Below are 23201 nucleotides of genomic sequence, written 5' to 3' on the forward strand. Positions count from 1 at the left end.
ACCGGCTCCCCAATCAAGCAAGGAACCGGCTCCCCAATCAAGCAAGGAACCGGCTCCCCAATCAAGCAAGGAACCGGCTTCCGAATCAAACAAGGAACCGGCTCCCCAATCAAGCAAGGAACCGGCTCCTGAAAAAAACGCAGATCCGGCAACCAGGAAACCAGAAGATCAGATGCCCGGAAAGAAAAAGGAGACAGAGGCAACCTCGACGGCATCCCCGGTCCCACCGGCCCCTCAGGCAACCCCACCTGCAATGCCCCCTCCGGCGTCAACCCCCTCCCCCGCTCCAGCAGCGGTCCGCAAAGAAACCAGCTACTCCAACAGCGACCTCTTGATTGACACCGAACCTTCCACCCCGGTCAAAAAGAAAAAGTAGAATACAATACGATCAACCGTGCAGGGCGCGCTGCACCAGCCAGCCAATCACTTCAGACCGGGAGCCGCCACCCAGTTTTTTGGCCACAGTATCCAGGTCCCGGACCAGATCCTCACTCAACATCACATTGACCTGGGCGTTTTTGTCGATCACGTAAAAAACTTCGACGAAGAAAGGCTCTTCCTGCAAACGAAAAAATTTGCGGATGCTTTCCAGATCGCTTCGGTAGTCCACTTCATAATCAGCGCCGACAATCACGGTCGGCGGCGTCAGGTTGATCTGACCACAGTTGGCAAACCCTTCCATGCGCGTTTGAATGCCACCGGAAATCATATTGCCCAGTTCGGCAAAACCGTCCCTGGCCTCATCCGTCAGGGTGCGATACCCCTCACCGGAAAGGGCACCGGCCAGAATCCGTGCCACCTTGTTGGAAGTGACCAGACGCACGCCACCATTAAAGCCCCCATTCATGCCCACCATGGCCGAGGCCTCGGCCCGGGCCGCCACATGGGGCACATCCGAGGGTTTGGCCACCCCCTGGGCGGGCACCACATCCAGAAACAACATGGTATTGACAATCTCCATGACCGAATCTTCCGCAGCCTGGAGAATCAAATTCTTCAGTTCAGGTTTCATCTCCTCCCCCTCCTCCCCTGCCCCACACAAGCAGCCAGGGGCTGCCCCCCAACAGATATCATGCAGTACGGCATCAATCCAACCCCGCGCCACTCCCTCCCAGACCGATACCAGCCGTCTGGAATATTTCACTGTTGGCGGTGCTGATCCTCTGGATGCTCTGGATCATTTCCCCGGCGGTACTGGTCGCTTCCGACGCATTGGATTGGATTTCATCCACCCGCTCGGCAATCATGTTGGTGGCCTCGGCGGTCTGCCGGGAGAGATCCTTCACTTCGTTGGCCACCACGGCAAACCCCTTGCCCGCCTCACCTGCACCGGCAGCTTCGATGGAGGCATTCAAAGCCAGCATGTTGGTCTGTCCGGCAATGTTTTTGATCACCTTGACCGCCTTGCCGATTTCCTGACTCGACACGGCCAGTTTTTCGATCACGGCAAAATTGCTGCGGGCATGCTGAATCGCCTGTTCCAGTTCCCGATTGGTCTCTTCAGCCTTGCGATACAAGGCATCAACCAGCGCCTGTGCCTCTTCCAGTGTACCCACTTTCTTGGCCATAAACTCTCTGCCTCCCGGATCCCTGTTGGAAAGAAGGGTATATGGTACCGACTTCACCGGTCCAGGTAAATTGCTTTTGATCCTCCCGGCAATCTGGACGAACAAAAAGTTGGAATGGGAAAAACAGAGAGATCAAAGTGGTCGCGATTCAAAGGCTGGAGGCTGAAGAGATCGGTGAAAACTCCAGCCAGAAAGTCACCGGTCCGTCATTCACCAGCTCCACGTCCATATGTGCGCCGAACACACCCCGTTGCACAACGACGCCTTCGCCTTCCAAAAACGCACAGAAACGATTGAACAGAGGTTCCGCAACCTCCGGAACCTCGGCCCCCCCCAGGGAGGGGCGATACCCTTTTTTCAAATCAGCCGCCAGCGTGAACTGGGAGACGGCCAGAATTTTTCCCTGGATATCCCGGCAGGAGAGGTTCATGCGTTCCCGGGCATCGGCGAAGATGCGCAAACCGGCCACTTTGCGGGCGGCACGCTGTGCATCTTCCTCGCCATCCCCGCGTTCCACGGCCACAAATACCAGGATGCCCTGACCAATCCGTGCCACTTCCGCACCAGCGACCCGCACCGCCGCCTGCGAAACCCGTTGCACGAGCAGGCGCATCGCCCGTCAACCCGGTTGCAGAGCTGCGGCAACAGCCGCCAAAATTTCCTGGGATGTAAACGGTTTGGCAACCATGATGCAGGCCCCCAACCGTCTGGCAACATCCAGGCTCGTTTCTGCGGTGAGAACCCGCCCCCCACCCGACAAGGCAATGATGCGCATCCGGGGTTCCAGGGTTTGCAGTTCCCGGATCACACCGACACCATCCAGTTCCGGCATCAGCAGATCGGTGATCACCACATCAGGCCGCATCTCCTTGTAAAGAGCCATGCCGGCACGACCGTCAGGTGCCACGCGCACCGTGTGCCCTTCTTCCAGCAAGATTGCCGACAACAATTGACGAATGACAGGATCATCATCCATGACGAGAATCTGCGCCACGCTCCACCTCCCTGCCCCCACCCTTTGTACGACTATCCGTTGCGTTCTTTTTCCACTCTGGAGCAAAACACGTATCCGGCACTCCGCACCGTTTTGATCAATTGTGGTGTACGCGGATCATCATGCAACCGGCGTCGCAGCCGGCTGACCTGCATATCGATGGTGCGATCAAAATGGTCGGTTCCGCGACCCTGGGTCAAGTCCAACAATTGATCACGCGACAACACCCGATTGGGATGATTCAAAAAGATGCTCAACAAGAGGTACTCACTCCCTGTCAAAGCCACCGACACCCCTTCTGGAGAGGTGAGATTCCGGGAAAGGGCATCCAGTTTCCAGCCCGAGAAAGCATAGATGATGTCATCGAGATCTTCGGATTTTTGCTCCGGGGACAATCGAGTCCGTCGCAAGACACTTTTGACCCGAGCCAACAATTCACGCGGATGAAAAGGCTTGGGCAGATAATCATCAGCCCCCATTTCCAGGCCAATGATCCGATCCATCTCTTCGCCTTTGGAACTGAGGATGATGACTGGAATGCTGGAGCGGGCACGCAGATTCCGGCAGAGTACCAGACCATCTTCTCCGGGCAGGACAAGATCGAGAATGATCAGGTCCACCTGTTCAACACCACGCTCCAAACCCCGCCCATCCGGGGATGTGGTGACACGATACCCCTCTTTTTCCAGACAACTCCCCACGAGCTTCCGTATATCCGGGTCGTCATCAACCACCAGAATATGGCTTGCGGATTCCATGGTCATTCAGGTCCTGGACACCGGACACGGAGATGTGAATCAAGAGGCATCGGTTCAATCATAGCAGACTTCCACCCGTTGCAGGTACGCCACCAATTCGTCAATTTCATGTGAAATTTCAGAAATATGCCCATCTCTGGCAGCATTTTCCACCTTGCGGCCGATCTCCGTGATCACATCAAACCCGTAACCCGCCCCGGACCCTTTCATGCGATGACCGATAATCCGGAGACCATTCACGTCATTTGCCAGTATGGCTTGGCGCATGACATCCACATCGCGCCACCGATTTTGGATATATCCCGGGACGATCTCTGCCAGATCCTTGTCAATGCGAACCAATATTTTTTCGGTATCTGCTCCCATGGAACACCCCCCATTCGCATTTGTTAACCGCCTGATCATCGGAAAACAAAATCAAAAAAGCAATTTTCAACTGATAGACGGCAATCACTGAAAAAAAATGAAAGTCCCCTTGCAAAAAAGGTTGGGTCGTTAAAAATGCCCCGGTTTCTTCGTCGCGTCAAGTTCCTCTTGCACAACCTGCTGCAACTTTTGGCGGATCATGGCTTCTGCACCCGGCATATCGCCACCCAGGAAGCGCTCTGCCACTCCACCTTCGAGGATACTCTGCCAAAAACGCCCTCGTTCTGATAGATTCGGAAGATGTGTCGAGATGGTTTGCCGCCAGGCACCGAGCCATGTTGCCAGTGCCCCCATATGTTCAGGAAGCGCCTTGGCAATATGACGCCGCAGATAACCGGCCAATGCCGGACTGGCTCCACCCGTTGAAAAAGCCACTGTTACCGGATCCCGATGGATGACTGCCGGCCACAAAGCGGAACAATACTGGCGTTGATCGACGACATTCATGAAAATCTGGCGTCGTTGTGCCTCGGCCTGGACTGTCGAGTTGAGGATCGGATCGGTCGAGGTACTCAAGACAAACCATATCCCATTCAGGTGATCTGGACGAAATTGTTCCTGTGACCATTGCAAAGATCCATCGGCCACTCTTGTTGCCAGAGATGGATCGATTTTTTCAGCCAGAATGAGGACTTGCGCCTGGGCGAGCAGCAGTGCCCCAACTTTGGGCACGGCCTCCCCTTCCCCGCCCAGCACCAGGCAGGCTCGTTGCCTCAGATCCAAAAAAATCGGCAAACCGGGAATGATTTCCTTGTCAGATATTGTCATGAACGACACCATCCGCTTAAGATCATCGTCAAACCAGCCCACTCATGGCCCACAGAAGAGGATCTGCCATGGCTTCGGAAATACCGGCAACACGGTTCCTGGATGTGCGTGATCTGCCCGCCCCGGAGCCTCTTTTGCAAATCATGCAATACACCGCCACCCTGACCCCGGGTGAGCGTCTGATTGTGCATCACAACCGTGTTCCCTGTCTTCTCTATCCCAGGCTGGCCGAGCGAGGGCTTGAGGTCCATACCGAGCAACAGGCCCCCGACCTGGTCATCCTGACCATTCAACGGCCACTCCCGGGATGAAGATTTTTCAAGCATCCATCCGCGTCGCGAGGTATTTCAGGCATGACTGAAGAGGAAGTCATTCACAGGGTCGGCACGCTGGCCCGGAAGTACTATGCTGATACGCATTATTCCTGTGCCGAAGCCATCGTCAAGGCCTTTACCGAGGTCTTTGCGCCACACCGTTTTGACCCGGCCACCATCACCCGGATCGCCACACCGCTGAATGGCGGCTTTTCCGAATTGAAAAAGACCTGTGGTGTGCTGACCTCCGGCTTATTGGCCATTGGTATTGTCGCCGGGCGCGAAAAACCCGGCGACGAGGATGCAAAAGAGGAAGCATACACCCTGGCGCAAATTTTCCACCAGCGTTTCATGGAGAGCGTCGGAACCGACTCTTGTCAGGAATTGTTGACGCGCTGGCAGGCTCAGGGAGAGGAAAAGGGCCTCTGTAAGGAGCATACCCGGAAAATGGCCGAAATGCTCGCCCGGACCATTCTCCAGGTTGGCTTCCATGACCTGCAGTTGGATGACGACCAGGATGATCCATCATAAAACGGGTCGGCCTGGACCAAAAAATCAGAACTCCTTGAATTTCGCAACGACCACGCCACAAAACATGGTCTTTTCATCGATGGAGATGATTGGATAGCGTGGATTCAAGGGCTTCAGATAGCGCTGACCACCGTCGATGATCAACTGTTTGAAGGTACATTTGTCCTCTCCGGCCAGACCCACCACGACATACTGTTTGTGGGCCGGTTTCTTCGTGGGGTCCACCAGGACGATATCCCCTTCCGTAAACTCGATTTCCATGGAGTCGCCGCTGACTTTCAGGGCGAACACCAGGGGATTGATTTTGTGTACGGCGGAGACCCAGTTGGCCACCTTCGGCGAAATCAGGGACTTGCCCCAGTTGACAGCCTCTTCCCAGGTGATCAGGGGCACCCGGGACGGAGAATCGACCTCTTCAGCCCGATAGGTTTCGGCCTGCTCTGCCACGGCCGGCAACGGCTCATTACTGTAAGAGGGCAGATTCATCCCTATGGCCATGCTCATGCCACCACCGGCCACCATGTCGCCCTGTCCGGTCTCCAGCCACACCGGGTCCACTCCACAGGTCATGGCAATGGCCACCGTGCGCCGGGAGGATCTGGAACGGCCACATTCCAGTTTATGAACTGCTGTCTGGCTGATTCCCACGCGGTCGGCCAATTCTTTTTGGGTAAACCCGGCGTGTTCCCGCGCAATGCGGATACGACTGCTCAATTTGTTCGGCTGCTTCAGATTCAGATTCATGGTTGTCTGCTTCTTATCGTTGGGGTGTTGAAAGAGGAACCAAATCTCTTGGAACTTAGTACGTTACGCTGATTTTCCGGAATGTAAGCGCCATCTTTTTTGCAATTTGCATCTCAAACTGCAAACCGAAAATTGCAAATTGCAATAAACCCTCAAGGACGACTTGCCTATGACTCTGGGGGAGAGTCACCCTCCATCGATTCATCGTCTGTGAGTATACATACACTTTCAGGTTATTTAAACTATTTATTTTCATCAAGGGTCTTTTTTTTTCTCCTTGCACGGACAGAACCTGTCATACCCCATTCCATCGCCTGGTTGACGGGTCTGGATTACTTTAGAAAGAGTTTACTGAAAAAATTTTCACAAAGGAAGAAATTTCCGCGTCCGTGCCTTGCATCCATGGATTTTTATTCCCGGATATAAGACCATGCGGCTGTTTCACCAGCGCCAGAGGCCACCAAAATCAATAAATGGGGTTATCAATTCATGGCAACGACCAGATCATTCGGCAACCTTCGGCCAAAACGTGGACAGAATCGTCCGGAAAAAAGCGACGCCATCGTCGCCGAAGCCCGCAGTTCTCGCAGCACCCGGGAAAGCGGCTATCGGGATCAATCCCTGAAAATCCATCCGTGGGTTTGTACCCGTTGTGGTCGTCAATTCACCCGGGAAACGCTCCACGAGCTGACAGTTCACCACAAGGATCACAATCACGACAACAATCCACCCGACGGCAGCAATTGGGAAAATTTATGCATCTATTGCCATGACAATGAACATGCACGCTATCATGATCATCTGACCGCAGGGGGCTTGGCCGATGCGCCGGAAGAAACCCCCGCTCCTGCCACCCATTCACCCTTCGCAAACCTGCGTAACTTGATGATTAAAAAAAATTGATGTGTTACAAATCAACCATGCTGTCCTGTTGAAAGAAATCAACCATGCCAGAACCTGAAATCCAAGAAAAAAATTCTCCCATCAACTATGATGAAATCATCAATGAACCCAACCGCATCCGATCACTTCTGCAACTCTGCCTCTTGCATCAGGAAAAAGTCGAGCTGCAAATCGGCGAGCAGGTGCGGATCTATTTTTCCAGAATGGCACCCCCCCCTATTTCAGACGGAACAACAGCAGCAGAAGGTCGTCCACCGGTAGAGACAGAACAAAAACCAGCCAACCCAGCCAGCGGTCCAGGCACCCCGGTAAATCCAAAAGACAATATTTTCCTGATCCCCATGGAACCACCCATCGGTAATGTCCAGCTCCGCAAGCATCCGGATATTCCCCTGACCCTGCGTTTTTTCAACCGCATGCAAACCATTGAGGGAAAAATTTTATTCCAGGGAACCTGTCAGGGCGGCGAGGGAACCCTTTTGCGCTTTTCCCTGCCTGTCGAGTTGGGTTCCTATCGACAGAGGCGCCACTACCGCGTCCAGGTCATTCCAGACTACCCGGCAAAATTGACGGTGCAGCTCCCCGGAAAAAAAATAGTAACCCCCAGGCTCCAGGATATCAGCTTCGGTGGCATTTCCTGCATTTTCCCCGGTCCGACCGATCTCCCCTCTCTCGGAGCAAAACTCAACCTCTCCCTGGAAATCCCGGATACAGCCAAACTGGATCTGGTTGGTTATGTCCGCAACCATGAACCGGTCCCCCATCAACCCGGATCCACGTTGCCCGCCAACTCCATCCGGGTCGGCATGCAATTGGACCAGGTCAACAGGAGTCAGGAAGATCGCCTGAACAACATTGTCGCCCGTATTCAGCAGGCTTTTCTGGCCAATCTCCGGCAAAAGGAGGCCCAATCACCCCAGAATGCAGCCGATGAGAAAAAACCTTCGGAATTATCAAAACTCATGGTGCTGAAAAAAAAGAAAAAATCTTCGATTATCGGTTGAAGCCGGCCAACCCCGGCGGGGTTGTCATACATCGATTTGGCAGATTGCTGGTCGCCAAAATGAACTTTTCGTCACTATTCAGCACCCTTGCAAGAGAAACCTGGATATGAAAGCCTTTATCAGGGCTTCGCCCCGAACCCACCAGGACTCTGTCCTGGACCTGCCAGGGAGCCAGCCCCCTGGACCCCAATCCGTTGCCGGGTGGTGGACAGTTACAACTTTTCACAACCGCTTCATTCCGTTGTCTTCTTTTCCTTTCCGCCGACCGTGATCGTCACGAAGCGCTCGACATCCAGAAACCGCCGGGCCACCCGGGCGATATCTTCCCGGGTCACAGCTCGAATCCGTTCCGGCCACTTTACAAGATAATCCGCCCCGCGCTGATAAAAACCAATCGCCGCCCAGGTGGCAGAAAGCTTGTCCAACCCATCCAGATGCAAGGGAAAAGATCCGGTCAGATACTGGATGGCATCCGTCAGTTCCTTCTGTTCGACCTCTTCCCGGGCCATGCGTTCGATCTCTTTGCGAACCAGGCCCAGGGCCTCCGTAACGGAAGTATTTTTGGTTTCCAGTGCAAAGACCAGAGGTCCCAACGCACTGAGCGGAGAGAAAGCCGAAGAAACCGAATACGCCAACCCCTTTTTTTCCCGAACCTGCTTGAACAGACGACTGGTCGATCCTCCCCCCAGGATATGGTCCATGACCGTTAATGCATAAAAATCGGGGTCCTGACGATTGATGCCGACCCGCCCCAGACGAATCGCCGTTTGGGGAACATCCAGGTCCAGATGCCGGGTCTGCCCCTGCGCCGCCACAACAGCCGGCGCAATGACCGGCCACGAGGAAGGCCGATTGTCCATACTTGTAAAATGGCGTTCCAATAACTCTTGAAGCCGCTGTTGATCGATATCGCCTGCCACCGCCATGACCATGTCTGGCCCACGGAATCCCTCTTCCCGAAACCGGCGCACATCTTCCAGTGAAATACTCTCCAGACTCTGCAAGGTTCCATTGATGGGGTGACCGTAGGGATGTCCGGCATAGAGCATTGCATAAAGGAGGCGTTCTGCCTGAACCGTCGCTTTTTCCTTTTCTTGAATCAGATCGGATCTTTTATCGGCAACGGCCCGCGCCAGGGCGTCCGCATCATAACGGGGCTGCAAAAGGGCCAAGCCCAGGCTTTTGAAAGCCTCATCCAGATAGGCAGTCAACGTGGTCAGACTCACCTGAAAAAAATCTCTTGCCGCAAGCCCCTGGAGACGAATGCCAAAAAAGTCGAGCTGTTCCTGGAAGGTTTCGGCGGTCTTCTCCCCGGCCCCTTCATTGAACAGCCAGGCCGTGACATCGGCCAACCCCTCCTTGCCGACAGGATCATAGGCACTGCCGGCCCGGACCATGAGACGCACTTCAACCATGGGATTGGTATGACTCTCCACGAGCAGGACTCGCATCCCCCGGGAGGTCACGAATTCATGGGCAGAAAAATTCATCTCACCAGCATAAACCGGACGGAGCAAAAGTCCGACTCCCAGCAGCAAACCCACCACAGTCATCAGGAGATGCCGAATCATTCCTGTACCTTCCTGGGCGTTGGCGTTGGCAGGGGCAGCAACACCCCCACAATCCACCTGTCTGGTTTCAGATAACGCACGACGGCCTTCTGGACAGCCTCTGCTGTCACGGTACGGATCCGGTCCGGATAGTCGATGAGCATTTTTTTCCAGTCAACACCGCTCGTGATGGCCCGCCCGATGTTCCAGGTCAGGGAATGGATCGAATCCTGATCATAGACATGTTCGGCAATGATCGAATTCCGGGTTTTGGCCAACTCCCGTTCCGGAACCGGTTCCTGTCCCAGGCGCTCGACTTCAGTACGCACGATCTCTTCAAGGCGTATCAAGGATGCGTCCTTCCTGGGTGTGACCTGAATCATGAACAAAACCGGATCCCGACTGAGGCTGGCATAATCCGCACTGACGGAGACCGCCAATTTTTCTTCGGTCACCAGGCGTCGATAGAGGCGACTGGACAACCCCCCTCCCAGAATGGTACCCGCCACTTCCAGGGCAAAGGCATCACTCTCTGCCTGGATGTCGGCAAAGGTTGGTGTCAGAAAGCCGACCATCCACACGGGGATTCTGGCTTCCGGATCCAAAACATACAACTGTTTCTGGGCTGAGGGGGTCGGTTCCTGGGTAAGCGGTGAACGGGAACGCTGCCCAGTGCCAGGCAAAGAGGCAAAATGGTGCCGGATCCGCTCTTCTGCCGCCGCAAACTCCAGATCCCCTCCCACCACCAGGGTGGCATTGTCGGGAGCATAATATTTCTGGTAGAAGGCCTGCATGGCCGCCACCGAATGCTTGCGGATATCCGCCATCCAACCAATGATTGGCCGTCCATAGGGATGGACCTGGTAGGCCATGGCCCGATACTTTTCCACCATCCGTGCCGCAGGGACCGCATCCGTGCGCATCCGTCGCTCTTCCTGAACCACCTTGTTCTCGGAAATGAATTTTTCTTCCTTCAGGACCAGGTTGCGCATGCGGTCCGCTTCCATGCGCAAGGCCAGATCCAGATGTTCTGAACCCAACTTGATGTAATAGTTGGTATAATCCTGAGACGTGGAGGCATTATCGACACCGCCGTGGCGGGCAATGATGGACGAAAACTCTTCCGGGGCCAGCGTGCGGGTTCCCTGGAACATCATATGTTCCAGCATGTGGGCCAAACCGGTCTGGCCGGCCACTTCATCTGCCGAACCGACACGATACCAGACCTGAACCACCACCACCGGTGCCCGTTTTTCCTGGAGGAGGACAACCCGCAAACCGTTGTCCAGGGTAAAATCCCGATAGGCAAGGGTGGCGGCATGCACTGTCTCGGCTTGCGCGGCACCTGCCTGTACAGGCAGGGCGCAAAACAGCAACAGGCCGGCAAACACACCCAATCCGACAAAACCGGCAAACCGTTTCCGACAGGAGATCATGACACCTCACTCGCCACGTTTTTTGATCCACCCCGGCAATTTTTCTTTCTGATCGCGTGACACCGGATCTGTCTGTTTGGCAACCCTGGTACCGAACAAAATGTTGCCGGCCGTCGGCGGCACATCCTGCGTCAGGGTATCGGTGCCAGCCGTTTTGGGTTGGGATTCTCCCCCACTCCTGGATTTGGCGTCCATGGTCCCCGCCCCCGTACCGGCACTCCCCGGCAAGGGGGGAAGCAGGTCCAGGTCCGGTGGAATTTCCAAGGGTTCCCTTGTCGCAATCCGGTTGATGTCCGGCATGTCATTTTCCCATGGCAGGCGGAATTTGCCGGAGCAACCGGTCAGCAGCAGGGCCAAAGCCAGGAAGGAAAGACACCCCGTTGATCTCATGATTGCGCATCTCCTGCGTGGAAAAAATGTTCCCAGAGCAACAAACCAATCCCCAGGGTAATGGCACTGTCCGCCACATTGAAGACCGGCCAGGAGAGATCATGCCAATGAAGGTGAATAAAGTCCACCACCCATCCGAAGCGCAGACGATCAACAAGATTGCCGACTGCTCCTCCCAGAACCAGAGCCAGGGCTGTGACTGACCAGTAGTTTGTGGCCTGACGGATGAGATGGAGCATCAACACAACGGCCAGGGAAGCCACCCCTACCAGGATACCAACCCGCCATGCGGATGGCAGATTGGTAAAGAGACCAAAAGCGGCTCCCACATTATGTACAATCACCAGATCGACAAATCCGGGCAGGATGATCAGACTGCCCTGTTGCAGGGTATGGACCGCCAGCCACTTGCTGACCTGATCCGCAACCAGGACCACGAACGCCAGAGCCATACCGAAACTGGTCATTGTCGCAGGCCGTCATGATACGACACGATGTCATGTCCCATGCCACTCTCCCGACCTTCCGGCGCGAGGAAACACCACAAATACCGGCTTTTACAAAAATTCCGCATCACAGGCAATCACCAGAGAACTTTTTACAAATCAACATGAATGATCCGTAAACCAGGCACGGGCCTCAGCCACATCCCGGGTAATCCTGGCCCGCAGGGCACCGGGATCCGGAAAGTGAATTTCATCCCGCAGGCGCTTACGGAAACGAATTCTCAAAACCTGACGGTACAGATCACCACAGGGAACCAGCATGTGAACCTCCAATCGGAGACCTTCTCCACCGAACGTGGGATTATCACCCAGATTGGCCACCGCCGCCAGCCAGACTCCGTTTACCAGGGCCTCCACGACGTAAACCCCTGGTGGCGGATGGAGAAGTCCATCCAGCCGGAAGTTGGCGGTGGGAAACCCGAGGCCGCGTCCCCGGCTGCGACCATGCACGACGCGACCCTCAATCTCGAACGGATTTCCCAGCAACCGTTCGGCCATGGCAAAATCGCCAGACTGGACAAACTCCCGAACCCGGGTGGAAGAGACGGTGATGCCTTCGATTTGACAGGCCTCCTGACGATGCACCCCGAAACCGTACCGGTTGCCCAGATCCTGGAGCAGGGCGAAGGTTCCCTTTCCCCCGGCACCAAACCGGAAATTGAACCCCACCAGCACCTCGCGTGCCTGGAGAGCCTCCACCAGAAAACGATCCACAAAGTGATCCGGCCTGAGAGCCGCCACTTCGGGAGTGAACCGGACCACAAACATGCCATCCACACCATGCTGCCCCATGCGTCTGGCCTTGCCACGCAAGCCGGTGATGCGCGGCGGCGCACCCGCCGGAAACAACAGACGCTTCGGATGCGGCTCGAATGTTATGGCAACGGCCTTGGCGTCATGGTGCCGCGCCAATTCCCGCAAGGTCAGAAAAACCGCATGGTGTCCCAGATGAACCCCGTCAAAATTGCCGATGGTGACCACCGCACCCCGAAAATCTTCCGGAAGATTTTGTATACCACGCATGATTTGCATACAGGATTCGTGCCGACCTCACTGACCAACGTCCTCCACGACCATCGGTTTCCACCGACCAGGAACCACATCAGGGGAGGAAGCTACCCAATGCCGGTTTATCAGTCAACGCAGGATGCAGGTTGAAATGCGCGACAGACCGGATTAAATTGCTCTTCCTGCCAGATTGTCCTGGTGCCTGAAGGGAGCCGGATTCCATGTTGAACGTCTTGCGCAAAAGTGCCAAAAGCATCGTCATCAAAATTCTCCTGGTCTTTCTGGCCATCTCCTTTGGCATCTGGGGAATCGGCGACTACGCCCAGCGGGCAGCGGAAGAACCCGTCGCCAAAGTGGCGGGATATGACATCTCACCCCGGGAGTTTCAGCGGGCCTACGATACATTTTTTGACAATCTCCGGCAAAACTCCGGTGGCAAACTGGACAAAAAAACCGCTGAACTTCTGGGTCTGAAACAGCAGTTCCTGGCGCGCATGATGCACCGTCTTCTGGTCCAGGACACGGCCCGTCGTCTGCGTCTCACGGTCTCCCCCGATCATTTACGCACCGTGATTGCCACCACCCCGGGTTTTCAGTCCAACGGCCACTTCGACGAAGAGCGTTACCGTGCCCTCCTCCACCGGGAGCATCTCACCCCAACCCAGTATGAAGCCAATCTGACGGTCGATATGGCCATGTCTCAACTCGAAGGAACCCTGAATCAAATTCCCGGCATCCCCAAAGTACTGCAAAACGACCTGCTGCACATGGAAACCGAGGAGCGAACCGTCCAGACCCTGACCCTGGATCCACACATTCTCGAAGCAGAGGTCAAGATCACGCCCGACGCCATCCAGGCGTATTATACCGCACATGTCAACCAATTCATGACTCCTTTGCAGGTCAAGGTCGCCTATGCAACCCTGAATGCCGCGAGCGTGCGTGACGATATTCAGGTATCCGATCAGGAAATCGAGGCCCATTATCAGGACCATCAAGCCGACCACCAAACCAGCGAATCGCGCAAGATCCGCCATATTCTCGCCCAGACTACCGCCGACGAACAATCATCCGCCAAGGCACTGGAAAAAATTCGTCAGGCCAGGACCCGTATCCAGGGTGGAGAATCTTTTGCTGACGTTGCCCGTCAACTCTCCGACGATGCCACGGCAGCCCAGGGCGGTGACCTGGGCTTTCTGACCCGGGGCGTCACGCAACCTGAATTTGAAAAGGCAGCCTTCTCTCTGACCGAGGGAGCCATATCCGAACCGGTGCGGACCGATTTTGGCTATCATCTGCTCCAGGTGGAGCGCATCCAGCCAGCCACGGTCCGGTCCCTGCCCGAGGTCAGTGCCGACATTCGCCGGAAACTCACGGATGAAAAAATCCAGGATGCCATCTATGCCCGTTCCGTCGTCATGGACGACCAGTTGGCCGCAGCCGCTGAATTGAAAAACATGGCCAAGGATCTCCGTCTCGCTTACCACGAGACCGGTTTCATCCAACGGGATGATCCAAAACTGCAAGGTGTCGAAAAGCAGCCAAAATTTTTGGAATCTGCCTTTTCCCTTGCCAAGGGGGGTGTTTCGCCACCCATGGAACTGGAAGATGGTTCCTTCCTGGTGGTGCAGGTGCTGGACCGCCAGGAACCCCAGACCAGAAAACTGGAAGAGGTCAAGACCGAAGTGGAAAAGCGGGTGCGCAGGGAACAGGCCGACCAGGATGCCCGCAAAACCATGGATACCCTGCTCCAGGCCTTACGCAAAGGCGACAAGCCGTGGGATGAGGCCAACTCCTTCCGGGTTGGCGTGACTGGCTGGAAATCCGAACCGTTCACCTACGGAGGCAAGGGGCAAAAACCACCGGCGACTGCCGTTCGCCAGGCCGCCTTTCAATTGACCATGGAAAATCCCCTCTACCCAACCGTGGTACGCGATGGCGACATCTACACTGTAATCCGCCTCTCCGGCATCCACCATCCCACGCTTGCCGCCGGCAACGACCCACAAAATCAAAAAATGCTCGATGCCTTCCGTACCGAGCTGGGCGAGGAGATATGGGACCGTTTTCTGGCTGGCCTGCGCCAACAGACAGAGATCAAGATCAATCATAAAGTTCTGGATTCCCTGTAACATGAAGGGCCAGCGTCCGCCCATCACCATTCCCATCGTTGACGCCGCGTCTGCGCGGATTGCAGGCGGCTTTTGTGCATCACGGGAGGCCGTCACCGCTGACGAACTGACGGCATTGCACCATTTGCGCACCTTGCGTGCCGAGGCTGAAACGATCAAAACCCGTCTGGCGGAAACCCTGGATGCCCCAACGCGAGATACCCTGCAACAACGCCTTGATACGTTGCGTCAGGAGGCCAACCACTGGCGAACAGTGCGTTCCCAGGCCACCCTTGACAAGCATATTGCCCTGGGACACGCAACCCTGCCTGTCCTGTCTCTCGATTCGCATTGAAGCGGCATCTGTTTTATCAAGGCTCTCGTTTGATTTTTTGTCGCAGCCGGTTCGAGTATCGTTATCTTGCTGTTTTCCAATACATGAATCTCGCCAACAACCCGTGAAACCTTCCTGACATGGCCTTTTTTTCCGATCCAGCCCTGTGGATGATGGCCGGTGTCATTTTTCTTGGTGCCGTGGTTCAGGGGAGCGTGGGATTTGGATATGCCCTGATTGCAGCACCTGTGGCCATGCTTGTGCAACCGCAACTCATTCCGGGACCTCTCACCCTCATCAGCCTTGGCATCACCCTGGCCACCACGTTTCGCGAACGTCGCAGCATGGGGCGTCCTGCCGGACTCCCCTGGATTGTGGTGGGTCTGTTGCCTGGTTATTGGCTGGGTTCCCATGCCCTGGTGTTTCTGCCTCCCCGGGAGACGGCCTATTTTTTTGGTTGTGCCGTGTTGATTGCCGTGGGCATTTCCTTTTCCGGTTTGCGCATGCGTCCCAGGCCGGTCACCCTGCTCCCGGCCGGCTTTCTGGCCGGATTCATGTCCATCACCACGACCATGGGTGGACCGCCCCTGGCCATTGCCCTTCAGGATCTCCCCGGTCCCCAACTGCGTGGCACGCTGGCTCTCGCCTTTACAGCCGGCTCTCTGATCTCGCTCTCCATCCTCCATGCCATTGGCCGCTTCGGCCCCGATGAATTTTGGCAGGGCATGCATCTCCTTCCCTTCGCCATCCTGGGCCTCATGCTCTCCGGCCCGTTGAGTCGCTGGCTTGACCGGGGCAGCACCCGGGTTGCCGTCCTGCTGCTCGCCGCCCTCTCCGGCCTGGCGGTCATGCTGCGCCAGTTTTTTTCCGGGTGAATGATTCCCTTGGACCTTTTACAAAATTTCGTCAAGAATTATGATGCTTTCGTTGCCAGAGACAATGCCATTCCATCTCCCTGCCAGGATTGCGGGCCTTGTTCAATTCACAAATCATCGAGCAGATATCGACACTTTGGGGGCAAATCGAGGAGAGCCAGCAACCTGGTTCCCGCATCTCCCCGGCTCACGTTCAGTGCATTCTGGAGCGGGTCTTTCTGGCCGGACTGAAACGCGAAGAGGATCGGCCTGTCCAGATCAGTGTCTCTTATGTCGATCCCAGGGAACTGAACGACACGGGATGGTCGGGGGAGAGTGTCGTTTTCGAGTTGGCGGACCCTTTGCCGTTTACAGTGGACTCCATCGTCAAGCTGGCGGCGGCCTTTGATCCCATCACCACGGCCCTGGCTGTCTCCCCGGTGGTTGACAAGGAGGAACCTCTGCACATTTGGGGAGGGGTTTTTGCCAGCATTCGTGGCCGCAATCGTTTCGACGCCCTTTCCGAGGGGTTTACGCCTCCCGATTTATTGACCATTTCCACCTGGAAACCCGGATCCTTGTCGGTTTTTCGTGGGCGACGGATCATTGCCCGTTTCAATTCCGGGCGTTTTACCCGCCCCACCTCGGCCCCTTTCACGGCCAGCCTCATGGGATGGAGTCTGCTCAAGGTCGTCAAGGGTCATCCGGAATTCCGGCGTCTTGGCGTCACCTATTGGCGAACCTATCGGGACCTTGTGGACCGTCTGCTCGTCGAATCCCGCAACCGGGGTCATGGTGGTACCATCATCTGGGTCCCCGAGGATCGCCTCGAAGCCGCGCAGGATTTGATTCTCCCCTCCACCACCATTGCCCGCATTCCGGAAGGGGCACCCCTGATTGCCGATCTGTGCGACATGGAGTTGAAACGCCAGGAAGAGGCCGCCCAGCGCAAGGCAGGCAATCCTTTGGTGGATTCACGGATTGTGGAAGAGACCATTCTGGAGTGCAAGCGCCGTATCGTCGAACACATCGAGTTGTTGGCCCAGATGACCCGGGTCGATGGTGCCCTGATATTGACCGACCGCTTGCGGGTCAAATCATTTGGTTCTCTCCTCGTCGCCCCTCGCTGGTTGCGCAAGACCGTCCATGGTCCCGAAGAGGAAAACGGCGTCGCCGTCGATGTCAACCTCTCCCACTATGGTACCCGGCACAACTCGGCAGTCAATTTCATCGGTCATTGTCCGAGTTGTGTGGCCTTTGTTCTCTCCCAGGACGGTCCCATCGCCGGTCTCACCCTCAAGGATGAAGAGACCGTCTACTGGTGGCCGGATTGCCTGAGTCAATTATGGGCCATTTGATCCCTGATCCGCTTCATGTTGCCACTTCCCTGGCAATGGAGCGCCGCCATTCGGCAAGAGCGATGGCAAGCGAACTTTCCAGCCATTCCTGAAAACGTTTTTCAACGCTTTCCTGCGACTCGACATAATTGAACTGGAAATAATCTGGTGATGCAGGCTGGATGTCCGTGGTTTCTGTCCCTTTCTGTCCCTCACGGGGCACCCTGAACAAGGTAAAACCGGACGCAGCCATGATTCCCTTGTGGACCGGACCCATACCGTGCAGTGCCACGACAAACTGAAAATGATTCATTGTCTGAATGGTCATGGATGCCCAGGAACAGTTTTTTGAAAAATTGACGTGATATTTGTATTTCCCGGCCACCTGAATAATTTCATTCCGAAAATACTGACGTTTTTCCGAATGGTTTCCCTGGGAATCTCGCAAGGCACGGTAGGCACGAGGTAGCCCAGGTGGCGTGAGGGCAGACAGTTCGGTATTCATTGTATCCACAATTGCAGCAAAACGGTTCTCGGTCTTTTTTCGCAGTGTTTCAGCATACTCGAAAACCCTGTCCATGCGATTGGTTTCAGAGGCAAACCGCTCCTTGAGAAGCTGCAACCCGGAAGCAAGAATTTCTTCGGCATGGCGTGCCTGATGCACGCTTTGTTCGATCCCCAGCGCAGCCAGTATCGATTCCCGCTGATTGTACGCAAACAAGTCGCAGAGAGGTTTCAAATCTCCCTGATCCGCATTTTCAAGCGCCTGGATATACATCTTGCGATCCCTGTCCCGGATCACCACGAGAAACAAGCCGCTTTTCAAAAACACCAGACTCGCCAGGGCACGGGCAACACGACCATTGCCATCCTGAAAAGGATGTATCTGTGTAAAGCGATGATGAAGAAAGGCTGATAAAAATTCAGGAGGAGCCTGTTTTTCTTCCCACTCCTTGTACCAGGAAACCAGGTTGTTCATCTCCTGTTGAACATGTTCTGGCGGACAATAGGTATGGATGGTGTCATCCTGGCGAAGCGGATTGTTCGGCTGTTTCTTGTACTCCCCTTTCAGCAAGGGAAGCCGCACAGGTCGGCCATCCTCTGTCTGGGCCTCGATAGAGTCCTGATGTATGGTAAATTCGGCATGCAAGGTCCTGATATAATGTTCGCTTAAAGTCTGCTCATCTTTTACAAAAGAAAAAAGCCCCTCGACAATGTTGTAATGATCCTTGATCATTGAAGAGATATGTTCGGCCTCCTCCCGGTGGACACCGCCACGATGCGCAATCAGGGCCGCTTCGATCCCCTGCTCGATCAAGGTCTCTGTGACACCACGATCCCAGGTATACAGCCGTTCAATGATGCCGGTTTCAATCGCCCATTCACGCTGCATTTTTTTCAAAAATTCCTGATATTCTCCACTTTCCTGCAATTGCCCTTTGCGCTCCCGCCAGATTTCCGCCAGCGCTCTGAGTTCCATGTTTTCCAGATGGGCAATCTCTTCCGGATTGACAATGAAGTCATACATGCGGCATATCTCCCCCGAAAAACGTGAAACAATTCATAAAGATCATGACCAGGCCATCCATGATCCCGGCACCTGCCTTGATCCATCATCCCGGCACAGGTATTTTAGATGTGGAATATTCTAACATCAAACCGAGTCTCCGCACCCTGTGCAGTTTGGAAAAAAAAAGAACAAAACAATCATTTTTCTTCTTGCCGGGGGGCGCAATTTCGTCCATCATTTGACACGAGACTATGAAAAGTCTTTGCAAGTCCCAACTGTAACCTGCCAGAGGCTCATGGAACCCCTGTGTTCCGGTCGTACCGGGCGGGATTTCACCATACCCAGGTTGCATTCGTGACATAAACCCCTCCAGGTCTCCTGGAGGGGTTTATTGTTGATTGGGCATTTTCATAACCGGGCCATCAAAACAGCCTGGCATTTTGCCGTGTCTTCGGAAAAATTTCCGGAGGCGATTGGGTGATTTTTATTGTCTTGCAAAACCAACCTCGCATAGAATAGGAACTGAACATGAGCATTCGTGACGATGAGAACAATCCCATGAACCCCTGGGCCGCCAACAAACTCTGGGACGGTATGCGTCAAATTCATACCCAAAACGAACCTTTCGGCCAAGGCGTGGCCACCTGGCGACTCCACATGGGACTGGGCAATATTCTCGGTAAGAGTCAATTGCCACCCCCGGATTATGTACTCTCCCGGCTCACGGACAATCCCGCGCAGTTGGCAGCGCGGCGACAGGACCAGAAATACGCCCAACAGATGAAAAACTGGGACCAGGTTGCGCAAATTGATCAGGAGTTTGCCAACATTGCGCCATTCAACAAGCAATACGGTCCCATGATCGACCAGTTTAAAAAGTTGTACCAGGAACCAACCGTCCAGAATACCCAATCTCTTTCCACAACCACCACCCATCCGTCGGCATTTTCAGGAACGGATCCTGTTCCGACCGACAATCCTTTTGATCGCAAACCTCTGCCTGCCAAAAAGCCGAAATACGTCGTTGATATCACACCCAAACCCTCTCAATCCCTTGCGGAAATGGGTGCTGGCCTTGTCGGTGAGCAACATGCTGATGATTCAGGATATTCCTCTATACAACAAGGGGAATGGGGCGATCCCTCCGCCAGAAAATCTGCACGAGGATATGGCATTGATGACTGTGTACGGATTCCAGGGATGCATGATCCTTCTGTCGCCCATACTTCCTGGTCTATTCCTCGCAACGGACTGTTTACTGACCAAATCATGAAGCGCGCCCAAGCTGCGCGATTCAATCAATATGCTGCGCTGGATGGGGCATACGGCCAGAGTGAACCGGAAACCATTTCCGATGCCACGCCGGACCCTGGCTCGAATGACTATTTGCATGATAATGCAGGCCCCCAGTATCAAACCAACCAAAAGACCGATGACCAGGAGAAGCGCACGTTCGTATTCAACTATGCTTTGAAACCAAACGGTCTATATCCAAAATTGCCATGGAAGATTTTTCAATCAGAACTTCCTGCTCTATACGCCTTGACAGTGGGGACAACGGACCGGAAACAACCTGAAGCAATAGAACTGCATCCAGCATTGAAGGCAATACCGTCCAAGGATATACAATACCATGACTTGTTCCATGACGTGGTTGACCCGGAAACGAGAAAACAGGTGGATGATCTTGGTTATGAGGTGGTTCCACCTGGATACGAAGGACCACTTGCGAACAACCAGATAACCTTGCCACAATACGAAGCTCTGCTCCGGGAAGAAGGAACGAAGCACAATTGGGGAGCGTTGGATGCTGTTCAAATGAAGGCGGAAAACATGTATCGTTCGGCAAAAAAAACGGTAAATACGGTGCAGAAGAAAGCCGAAGATATATATCAAACCGTCAATGATCAGTTCGAGATGGATGTTGAGAAGAAAGATAGAATGAAAAAAGCGTGGGAGGAAAACAGAAAAATAGACTACGATAACCTTGGATATCACCCAGATGGCGCACAAGATACGCATTTAAGAAATGCGAAAGATGCGTGGATTCGAGGCCATAAAAACACAATAAATATTACGGCGAGAAGATATGGTATTCCACCAGAGGTCTTGGCTGGAATTGCTTTCTCAGAGGTGGGTGGGGATCCCGATTGGATTGATAATGTAGCTTATCCAGTACGTAAGGTGGTTCATGGTTTCCTGGAACCAGAAACCATTAAAAATTTTCCGGATTGGATGGATAAGATCAAGAAAACTCCTCTAGAAACCTCAGCAGGCGATGTTTCCATCCAGATCAGAAGAGTTGCCGAGGTTGAGGGATTGGATGCGTATGATCCCAAAATTCAAGCAGAGATCCTCGACAGGCTCCAGAAAAGTAAAGCTTATAATCTGGATGTTTCTGCCAGACATGTCAGAGACTTTTTTGTCAAAATGTATCCAGATCACCAAGGCGGTGACTGGAACGAAGAACAGGTCAAGCGTATGGGATATTATTACAATAAGGGACCTCACGATACAATTAAAAATCCAAAAAAAACCGCAGCAGATCTGGATACTGAATTTATCGGTGGTGGCAAAACCAGTTATGGAAGAGACTTATGGAGAAAAATCCCTTATATGAAAAAATTGTTGGATCCGGGGTTGCTGAGAGAGTAACTGGAAAAACGGAAACATGAGAGATGCCGGTAATGGTAAATCCTGTGCATCTCTCATTGTTCCATATAATACAAAATTCACAATAAAGGATTATTATAGTGAAACGCAATCCATCAAAAAAGCCAGCATCTAAATTTATTATGGTTGTAAAATTATTTTTACTTATATTATGGGCAATGTTCTTTAAACTAACAATAGAATTAGCTGATGATTCATTTATTATTAAAGAAGATAGAGAAAGAGTTATTGAATATATAAAAAGTGAAGGTGATTATAATGATAATAGCGATGTAATAATCATTTTGTTTTATCTGTTTATTATTCTATTGTACATAATCTCATTAATCTGTGTTCTTATAATATTTGCAGTTAAAAAAGATAAATTAAAAATTACACTCGTTGCTTTAGAGTTGTTGCCAATTTTGTGTTATATTTTAGTATATAATATTAATTCATCAGTATATCACAAGTGGCCAACATCAAGTGAAAAACAAGAAGATCTTGTGATGAACTCTACAATAAATGCAATAAATTTCTGGTCATACTGCGAGGCAAGATATGAATATGTTGAAGATGCTGAAGGTTCCTGCAAAACAGTTTTGCTAATTATTAGATCTTATAAAAATAAAGAAAAATTTAAAGAAAAAATTGTGATTCATTGACATTTATAAATAAACATGCAACACAGAATTCACAATAAAGGATTACCAAGATGATGCATAATTCATCAAAAAGACCTACATCTAAATTTTCTACAATCATGAAAATGTTTTTTCTTAACTGGTATTCACAAACTTCGCGGAAGATATATACCTATAACACATCACGAATGCGTCTTTCGCAATCTTTTTAATGTTTATTCACCGTAAATACGCTGAAATTATAAAATACGAGAGCCAATAAATGCGCCATATACCAAATAAAATAGGCACATTAGTCTTTATATTTTTTAAACTGTGTGTGCTTTCCATATGGTTAAATGCTACAATTCAAATAATTGAATCTGCAGATTACCCATTCATTATTAAAGACAGCGAAGTCTGCATGGAAAATCGTGAATATGTCGAAGTATGTGAACGTGGAGGTAGCCAATGTAATGAAGATAGGATGTATTCATTTTTTTTAACGTTATGCGTATTTATTTATTTTTTGTCATTAATTATTTTTCCGATTATTGTTTATAAAATAAAAGGATGGGAAAGAAAAATTCTTTGGGTGACAGTAGAATTAATTCCACTTTTGTTACATATGTTAATATACAATATTAATGAGTCTATATACTATGAATGGCCAAAAGAGAAAGCAATACAAGAAGAACTTCTTAAAGACCCTACAAAAAACGCAATAAATTATTGGTCGTTTTGCAATGCAAGATCCAGAAGTTTAAATTATGTAAAAAGTGCAGAATGCGATAAAATATTGATTATTACTAAATCTTATAAAAATTAAAGAAAAATTTAAATAAAAAAGCCGCCAATGGGGATGGTTGAGGACAAGCAT

26 protein-coding genes are annotated in these 23201 nt (G+C 52.6%); 12 read left to right on the top strand and 14 right to left on the bottom strand.

What is annotated here, in order from left to right; genetic code table 11:
* Window positions 1–172 precede the first annotated feature (172 nt).
* Complete coding sequence (locus tag HQL65_03480) at window positions 173–376, top strand: hypothetical protein (protein MBF0135274.1); 204 nt, start codon at window positions 173–175, stop codon at window positions 374–376.
* 12 nt (window positions 377–388) lie between these two features.
* On the opposite strand, the gene HQL65_03485 is transcribed toward HQL65_03480, so the two are convergent.
* The 7 genes from HQL65_03485 to HQL65_03515 all read right to left on the bottom strand — a co-directional run bounded on the left by HQL65_03485 (window position 389) and on the right by HQL65_03515 (window position 4514).
* On the bottom strand, window positions 389–1012 hold the full coding sequence (locus HQL65_03485; protein ID MBF0135275.1) for a chemotaxis protein CheX: 624 nt from the start codon (window positions 1010–1012) through the stop codon (window positions 389–391).
* Between the two features lie 73 nt (window positions 1013–1085).
* Window positions 1086–1568: a hypothetical protein gene (locus tag HQL65_03490; GenBank protein ID MBF0135276.1), complete on the bottom strand. Its 483-nt coding sequence runs from the start codon at window positions 1566–1568 to the stop codon at window positions 1086–1088.
* A 148-nt stretch (window positions 1569–1716) separates the two neighbouring features.
* Entirely contained in the window at window positions 1717–2181 is a 465-nt protein-coding gene (locus HQL65_03495; protein ID MBF0135277.1) for a D-tyrosyl-tRNA(Tyr) deacylase, read from the bottom strand.
* Between the two features lie 6 nt (window positions 2182–2187).
* Window positions 2188–2562, bottom strand: a complete 375-nt coding sequence (locus HQL65_03500) for a response regulator (GenBank protein ID MBF0135278.1) — start codon at window positions 2560–2562, stop codon at window positions 2188–2190.
* 32 nt (window positions 2563–2594) lie between these two features.
* The gene (locus HQL65_03505) at window positions 2595–3320 is read right to left on the bottom strand and encodes a response regulator (GenBank protein ID MBF0135279.1); all 726 of its coding nucleotides are present in this window, start codon (window positions 3318–3320) and stop codon (window positions 2595–2597) included.
* Between the two features lie 54 nt (window positions 3321–3374).
* Complete coding sequence (locus tag HQL65_03510; protein ID MBF0135280.1) at window positions 3375–3686, bottom strand: Hpt domain-containing protein; 312 nt, start codon at window positions 3684–3686, stop codon at window positions 3375–3377.
* 129 nt (window positions 3687–3815) lie between these two features.
* The gene (locus HQL65_03515; protein ID MBF0135281.1) at window positions 3816–4514 is read right to left on the bottom strand and encodes a hypothetical protein; all 699 of its coding nucleotides are present in this window, start codon (window positions 4512–4514) and stop codon (window positions 3816–3818) included.
* Between the two features lie 68 nt (window positions 4515–4582).
* Here HQL65_03515 and HQL65_03520 point away from each other — a divergent pair, with 68 nt between their 5' ends.
* Window positions 4583–4825 (top strand): DUF2249 domain-containing protein, encoded by a 243-nt coding sequence (locus tag HQL65_03520; GenBank protein MBF0135282.1) that lies wholly within the window; start codon window positions 4583–4585, stop codon window positions 4823–4825.
* 42 nt (window positions 4826–4867) lie between these two features.
* Window positions 4868–5359, top strand: coding sequence for a C_GCAxxG_C_C family protein (locus tag HQL65_03525; GenBank protein MBF0135283.1), 492 nt, complete (start codon window positions 4868–4870; stop codon window positions 5357–5359).
* A 24-nt stretch (window positions 5360–5383) separates the two neighbouring features.
* On the opposite strand, the gene HQL65_03530 is transcribed toward HQL65_03525, so the two are convergent.
* Window positions 5384–6103 (bottom strand): LexA family transcriptional regulator, encoded by a 720-nt coding sequence (locus HQL65_03530; protein ID MBF0135284.1) that lies wholly within the window; start codon window positions 6101–6103, stop codon window positions 5384–5386.
* Window positions 6104–6592: 489 nt separating this feature from the next.
* Here HQL65_03530 and HQL65_03535 point away from each other — a divergent pair, with 489 nt between their 5' ends.
* Together HQL65_03535 and HQL65_03540 are read left to right on the top strand one after the other, a co-directional pair.
* Window positions 6593–7006 (top strand): HNH nuclease family protein, encoded by a 414-nt coding sequence (locus tag HQL65_03535; protein MBF0135285.1) that lies wholly within the window; start codon window positions 6593–6595, stop codon window positions 7004–7006.
* A 44-nt stretch (window positions 7007–7050) separates the two neighbouring features.
* On the top strand, window positions 7051–8010 hold the full coding sequence (locus HQL65_03540) for a PilZ domain-containing protein (protein ID MBF0135286.1): 960 nt from the start codon (window positions 7051–7053) through the stop codon (window positions 8008–8010).
* A gap of 233 nt (window positions 8011–8243) precedes the next feature.
* Here HQL65_03540 and HQL65_03545 read toward each other — a convergent pair whose 3' ends face one another.
* From HQL65_03545 to ribF, 5 genes are all read right to left on the bottom strand, one after another.
* Window positions 8244–9581: an insulinase family protein gene (locus HQL65_03545; GenBank protein MBF0135287.1), complete on the bottom strand. Its 1338-nt coding sequence runs from the start codon at window positions 9579–9581 to the stop codon at window positions 8244–8246.
* Entirely contained in the window at window positions 9578–10996 is a 1419-nt protein-coding gene (locus tag HQL65_03550; protein MBF0135288.1) for an insulinase family protein, read from the bottom strand. Before HQL65_03550 ends, HQL65_03545 begins: the two co-directional genes overlap by 4 nt.
* 6 nt (window positions 10997–11002) lie before the next feature.
* Entirely contained in the window at window positions 11003–11386 is a 384-nt protein-coding gene (locus HQL65_03555) for a DUF3035 domain-containing protein (protein MBF0135289.1), read from the bottom strand.
* Window positions 11383–11853, bottom strand: coding sequence for a signal peptidase II (lspA, locus tag HQL65_03560; GenBank protein MBF0135290.1), 471 nt, complete (start codon window positions 11851–11853; stop codon window positions 11383–11385). Before lspA ends, HQL65_03555 begins: the two co-directional genes overlap by 4 nt.
* A gap of 138 nt (window positions 11854–11991) precedes the next feature.
* Window positions 11992–12924 (bottom strand): riboflavin biosynthesis protein RibF, encoded by a 933-nt coding sequence (gene ribF, locus HQL65_03565; GenBank protein ID MBF0135291.1) that lies wholly within the window; start codon window positions 12922–12924, stop codon window positions 11992–11994.
* Between the two features lie 197 nt (window positions 12925–13121).
* Here ribF and HQL65_03570 point away from each other — a divergent pair, with 197 nt between their 5' ends.
* The 4 genes from HQL65_03570 (at window position 13122) to HQL65_03585 (ending at window position 17557) form a co-directional block, all read left to right on the top strand.
* Entirely contained in the window at window positions 13122–15032 is a 1911-nt protein-coding gene (locus tag HQL65_03570) for a SurA N-terminal domain-containing protein (protein MBF0135292.1), read from the top strand.
* Window position 15033: 1 nt separating this feature from the next.
* The gene (locus HQL65_03575) at window positions 15034–15366 is read left to right on the top strand and encodes a hypothetical protein (GenBank protein MBF0135293.1); all 333 of its coding nucleotides are present in this window, start codon (window positions 15034–15036) and stop codon (window positions 15364–15366) included.
* Window positions 15367–15485: 119 nt separating this feature from the next.
* Entirely contained in the window at window positions 15486–16220 is a 735-nt protein-coding gene (locus HQL65_03580) for a sulfite exporter TauE/SafE family protein (GenBank protein MBF0135294.1), read from the top strand.
* A 98-nt stretch (window positions 16221–16318) separates the two neighbouring features.
* On the top strand, window positions 16319–17557 hold the full coding sequence (locus tag HQL65_03585) for a hypothetical protein (protein MBF0135295.1): 1239 nt from the start codon (window positions 16319–16321) through the stop codon (window positions 17555–17557).
* 13 nt (window positions 17558–17570) lie between these two features.
* On the opposite strand, the gene HQL65_03590 is transcribed toward HQL65_03585, so the two are convergent.
* Window positions 17571–19064, bottom strand: coding sequence for a Fic family protein (locus HQL65_03590; GenBank protein MBF0135296.1), 1494 nt, complete (start codon window positions 19062–19064; stop codon window positions 17571–17573).
* 510 nt (window positions 19065–19574) lie between these two features.
* On the opposite strand from HQL65_03590, the gene HQL65_03595 reads away from it, so the two are divergent.
* The 3 genes from HQL65_03595 to HQL65_03605 all read left to right on the top strand — a co-directional run bounded on the left by HQL65_03595 (window position 19575) and on the right by HQL65_03605 (window position 23150).
* Window positions 19575–21701, top strand: a complete 2127-nt coding sequence (locus HQL65_03595; GenBank protein ID MBF0135297.1) for a hypothetical protein — start codon at window positions 19575–19577, stop codon at window positions 21699–21701.
* A gap of 98 nt (window positions 21702–21799) precedes the next feature.
* Window positions 21800–22363: a hypothetical protein gene (locus tag HQL65_03600; GenBank protein MBF0135298.1), complete on the top strand. Its 564-nt coding sequence runs from the start codon at window positions 21800–21802 to the stop codon at window positions 22361–22363.
* Window positions 22364–22604: 241 nt separating this feature from the next.
* Complete coding sequence (locus HQL65_03605) at window positions 22605–23150, top strand: hypothetical protein (protein ID MBF0135299.1); 546 nt, start codon at window positions 22605–22607, stop codon at window positions 23148–23150.
* The last annotated feature ends 51 nt before the right edge of the window (window positions 23151–23201 follow it).

It is taken from the genome of Magnetococcales bacterium (assembly GCA_015228935.1).
Lineage (GTDB): Bacteria > Pseudomonadota > Magnetococcia > Magnetococcales > DC0425bin3 > HA3dbin3.

Coding starts and splice junctions, on each gene's coding strand:
- HQL65_03545 (MBF0135287.1), bottom strand. CDS start 9,581: ATGATTCGGCATCTCCTGATGACTGTGGTGGGTTTGCTGCTGGGAGTC.
- HQL65_03480 (MBF0135274.1), top strand. CDS start 173: ATGCCCGGAAAGAAAAAGGAGACAGAGGCAACCTCGACGGCATCCCCG.
- HQL65_03495 (MBF0135277.1), bottom strand. CDS start 2,181: ATGCGCCTGCTCGTGCAACGGGTTTCGCAGGCGGCGGTGCGGGTCGCT.
- HQL65_03590 (MBF0135296.1), bottom strand. CDS start 19,064: ATGTATGACTTCATTGTCAATCCGGAAGAGATTGCCCATCTGGAAAAC.
- HQL65_03575 (MBF0135293.1), top strand. CDS start 15,034: ATGAAGGGCCAGCGTCCGCCCATCACCATTCCCATCGTTGACGCCGCG.
- HQL65_03540 (MBF0135286.1), top strand. CDS start 7,051: ATGCCAGAACCTGAAATCCAAGAAAAAAATTCTCCCATCAACTATGAT.
- HQL65_03490 (MBF0135276.1), bottom strand. CDS start 1,568: ATGGCCAAGAAAGTGGGTACACTGGAAGAGGCACAGGCGCTGGTTGAT.
- HQL65_03525 (MBF0135283.1), top strand. CDS start 4,868: ATGACTGAAGAGGAAGTCATTCACAGGGTCGGCACGCTGGCCCGGAAG.
- HQL65_03535 (MBF0135285.1), top strand. CDS start 6,593: ATGGCAACGACCAGATCATTCGGCAACCTTCGGCCAAAACGTGGACAG.
- HQL65_03505 (MBF0135279.1), bottom strand. CDS start 3,320: ATGGAATCCGCAAGCCATATTCTGGTGGTTGATGACGACCCGGATATA.
- HQL65_03605 (MBF0135299.1), top strand. CDS start 22,605: ATGCGCCATATACCAAATAAAATAGGCACATTAGTCTTTATATTTTTT.
- HQL65_03580 (MBF0135294.1), top strand. CDS start 15,486: ATGGCCTTTTTTTCCGATCCAGCCCTGTGGATGATGGCCGGTGTCATT.
- HQL65_03555 (MBF0135289.1), bottom strand. CDS start 11,386: ATGAGATCAACGGGGTGTCTTTCCTTCCTGGCTTTGGCCCTGCTGCTG.
- HQL65_03520 (MBF0135282.1), top strand. CDS start 4,583: ATGGCTTCGGAAATACCGGCAACACGGTTCCTGGATGTGCGTGATCTG.
- HQL65_03485 (MBF0135275.1), bottom strand. CDS start 1,012: ATGAAACCTGAACTGAAGAATTTGATTCTCCAGGCTGCGGAAGATTCG.
- HQL65_03510 (MBF0135280.1), bottom strand. CDS start 3,686: ATGGGAGCAGATACCGAAAAAATATTGGTTCGCATTGACAAGGATCTG.
- lspA (MBF0135290.1), bottom strand. CDS start 11,853: ATGACCAGTTTCGGTATGGCTCTGGCGTTCGTGGTCCTGGTTGCGGAT.
- HQL65_03515 (MBF0135281.1), bottom strand. CDS start 4,514: ATGACAATATCTGACAAGGAAATCATTCCCGGTTTGCCGATTTTTTTG.
- HQL65_03550 (MBF0135288.1), bottom strand. CDS start 10,996: ATGATCTCCTGTCGGAAACGGTTTGCCGGTTTTGTCGGATTGGGTGTG.
- HQL65_03530 (MBF0135284.1), bottom strand. CDS start 6,103: ATGAATCTGAATCTGAAGCAGCCGAACAAATTGAGCAGTCGTATCCGC.
- HQL65_03570 (MBF0135292.1), top strand. CDS start 13,122: ATGTTGAACGTCTTGCGCAAAAGTGCCAAAAGCATCGTCATCAAAATT.
- ribF (MBF0135291.1), bottom strand. CDS start 12,924: ATGCAAATCATGCGTGGTATACAAAATCTTCCGGAAGATTTTCGGGGT.
- HQL65_03595 (MBF0135297.1), top strand. CDS start 19,575: ATGAGCATTCGTGACGATGAGAACAATCCCATGAACCCCTGGGCCGCC.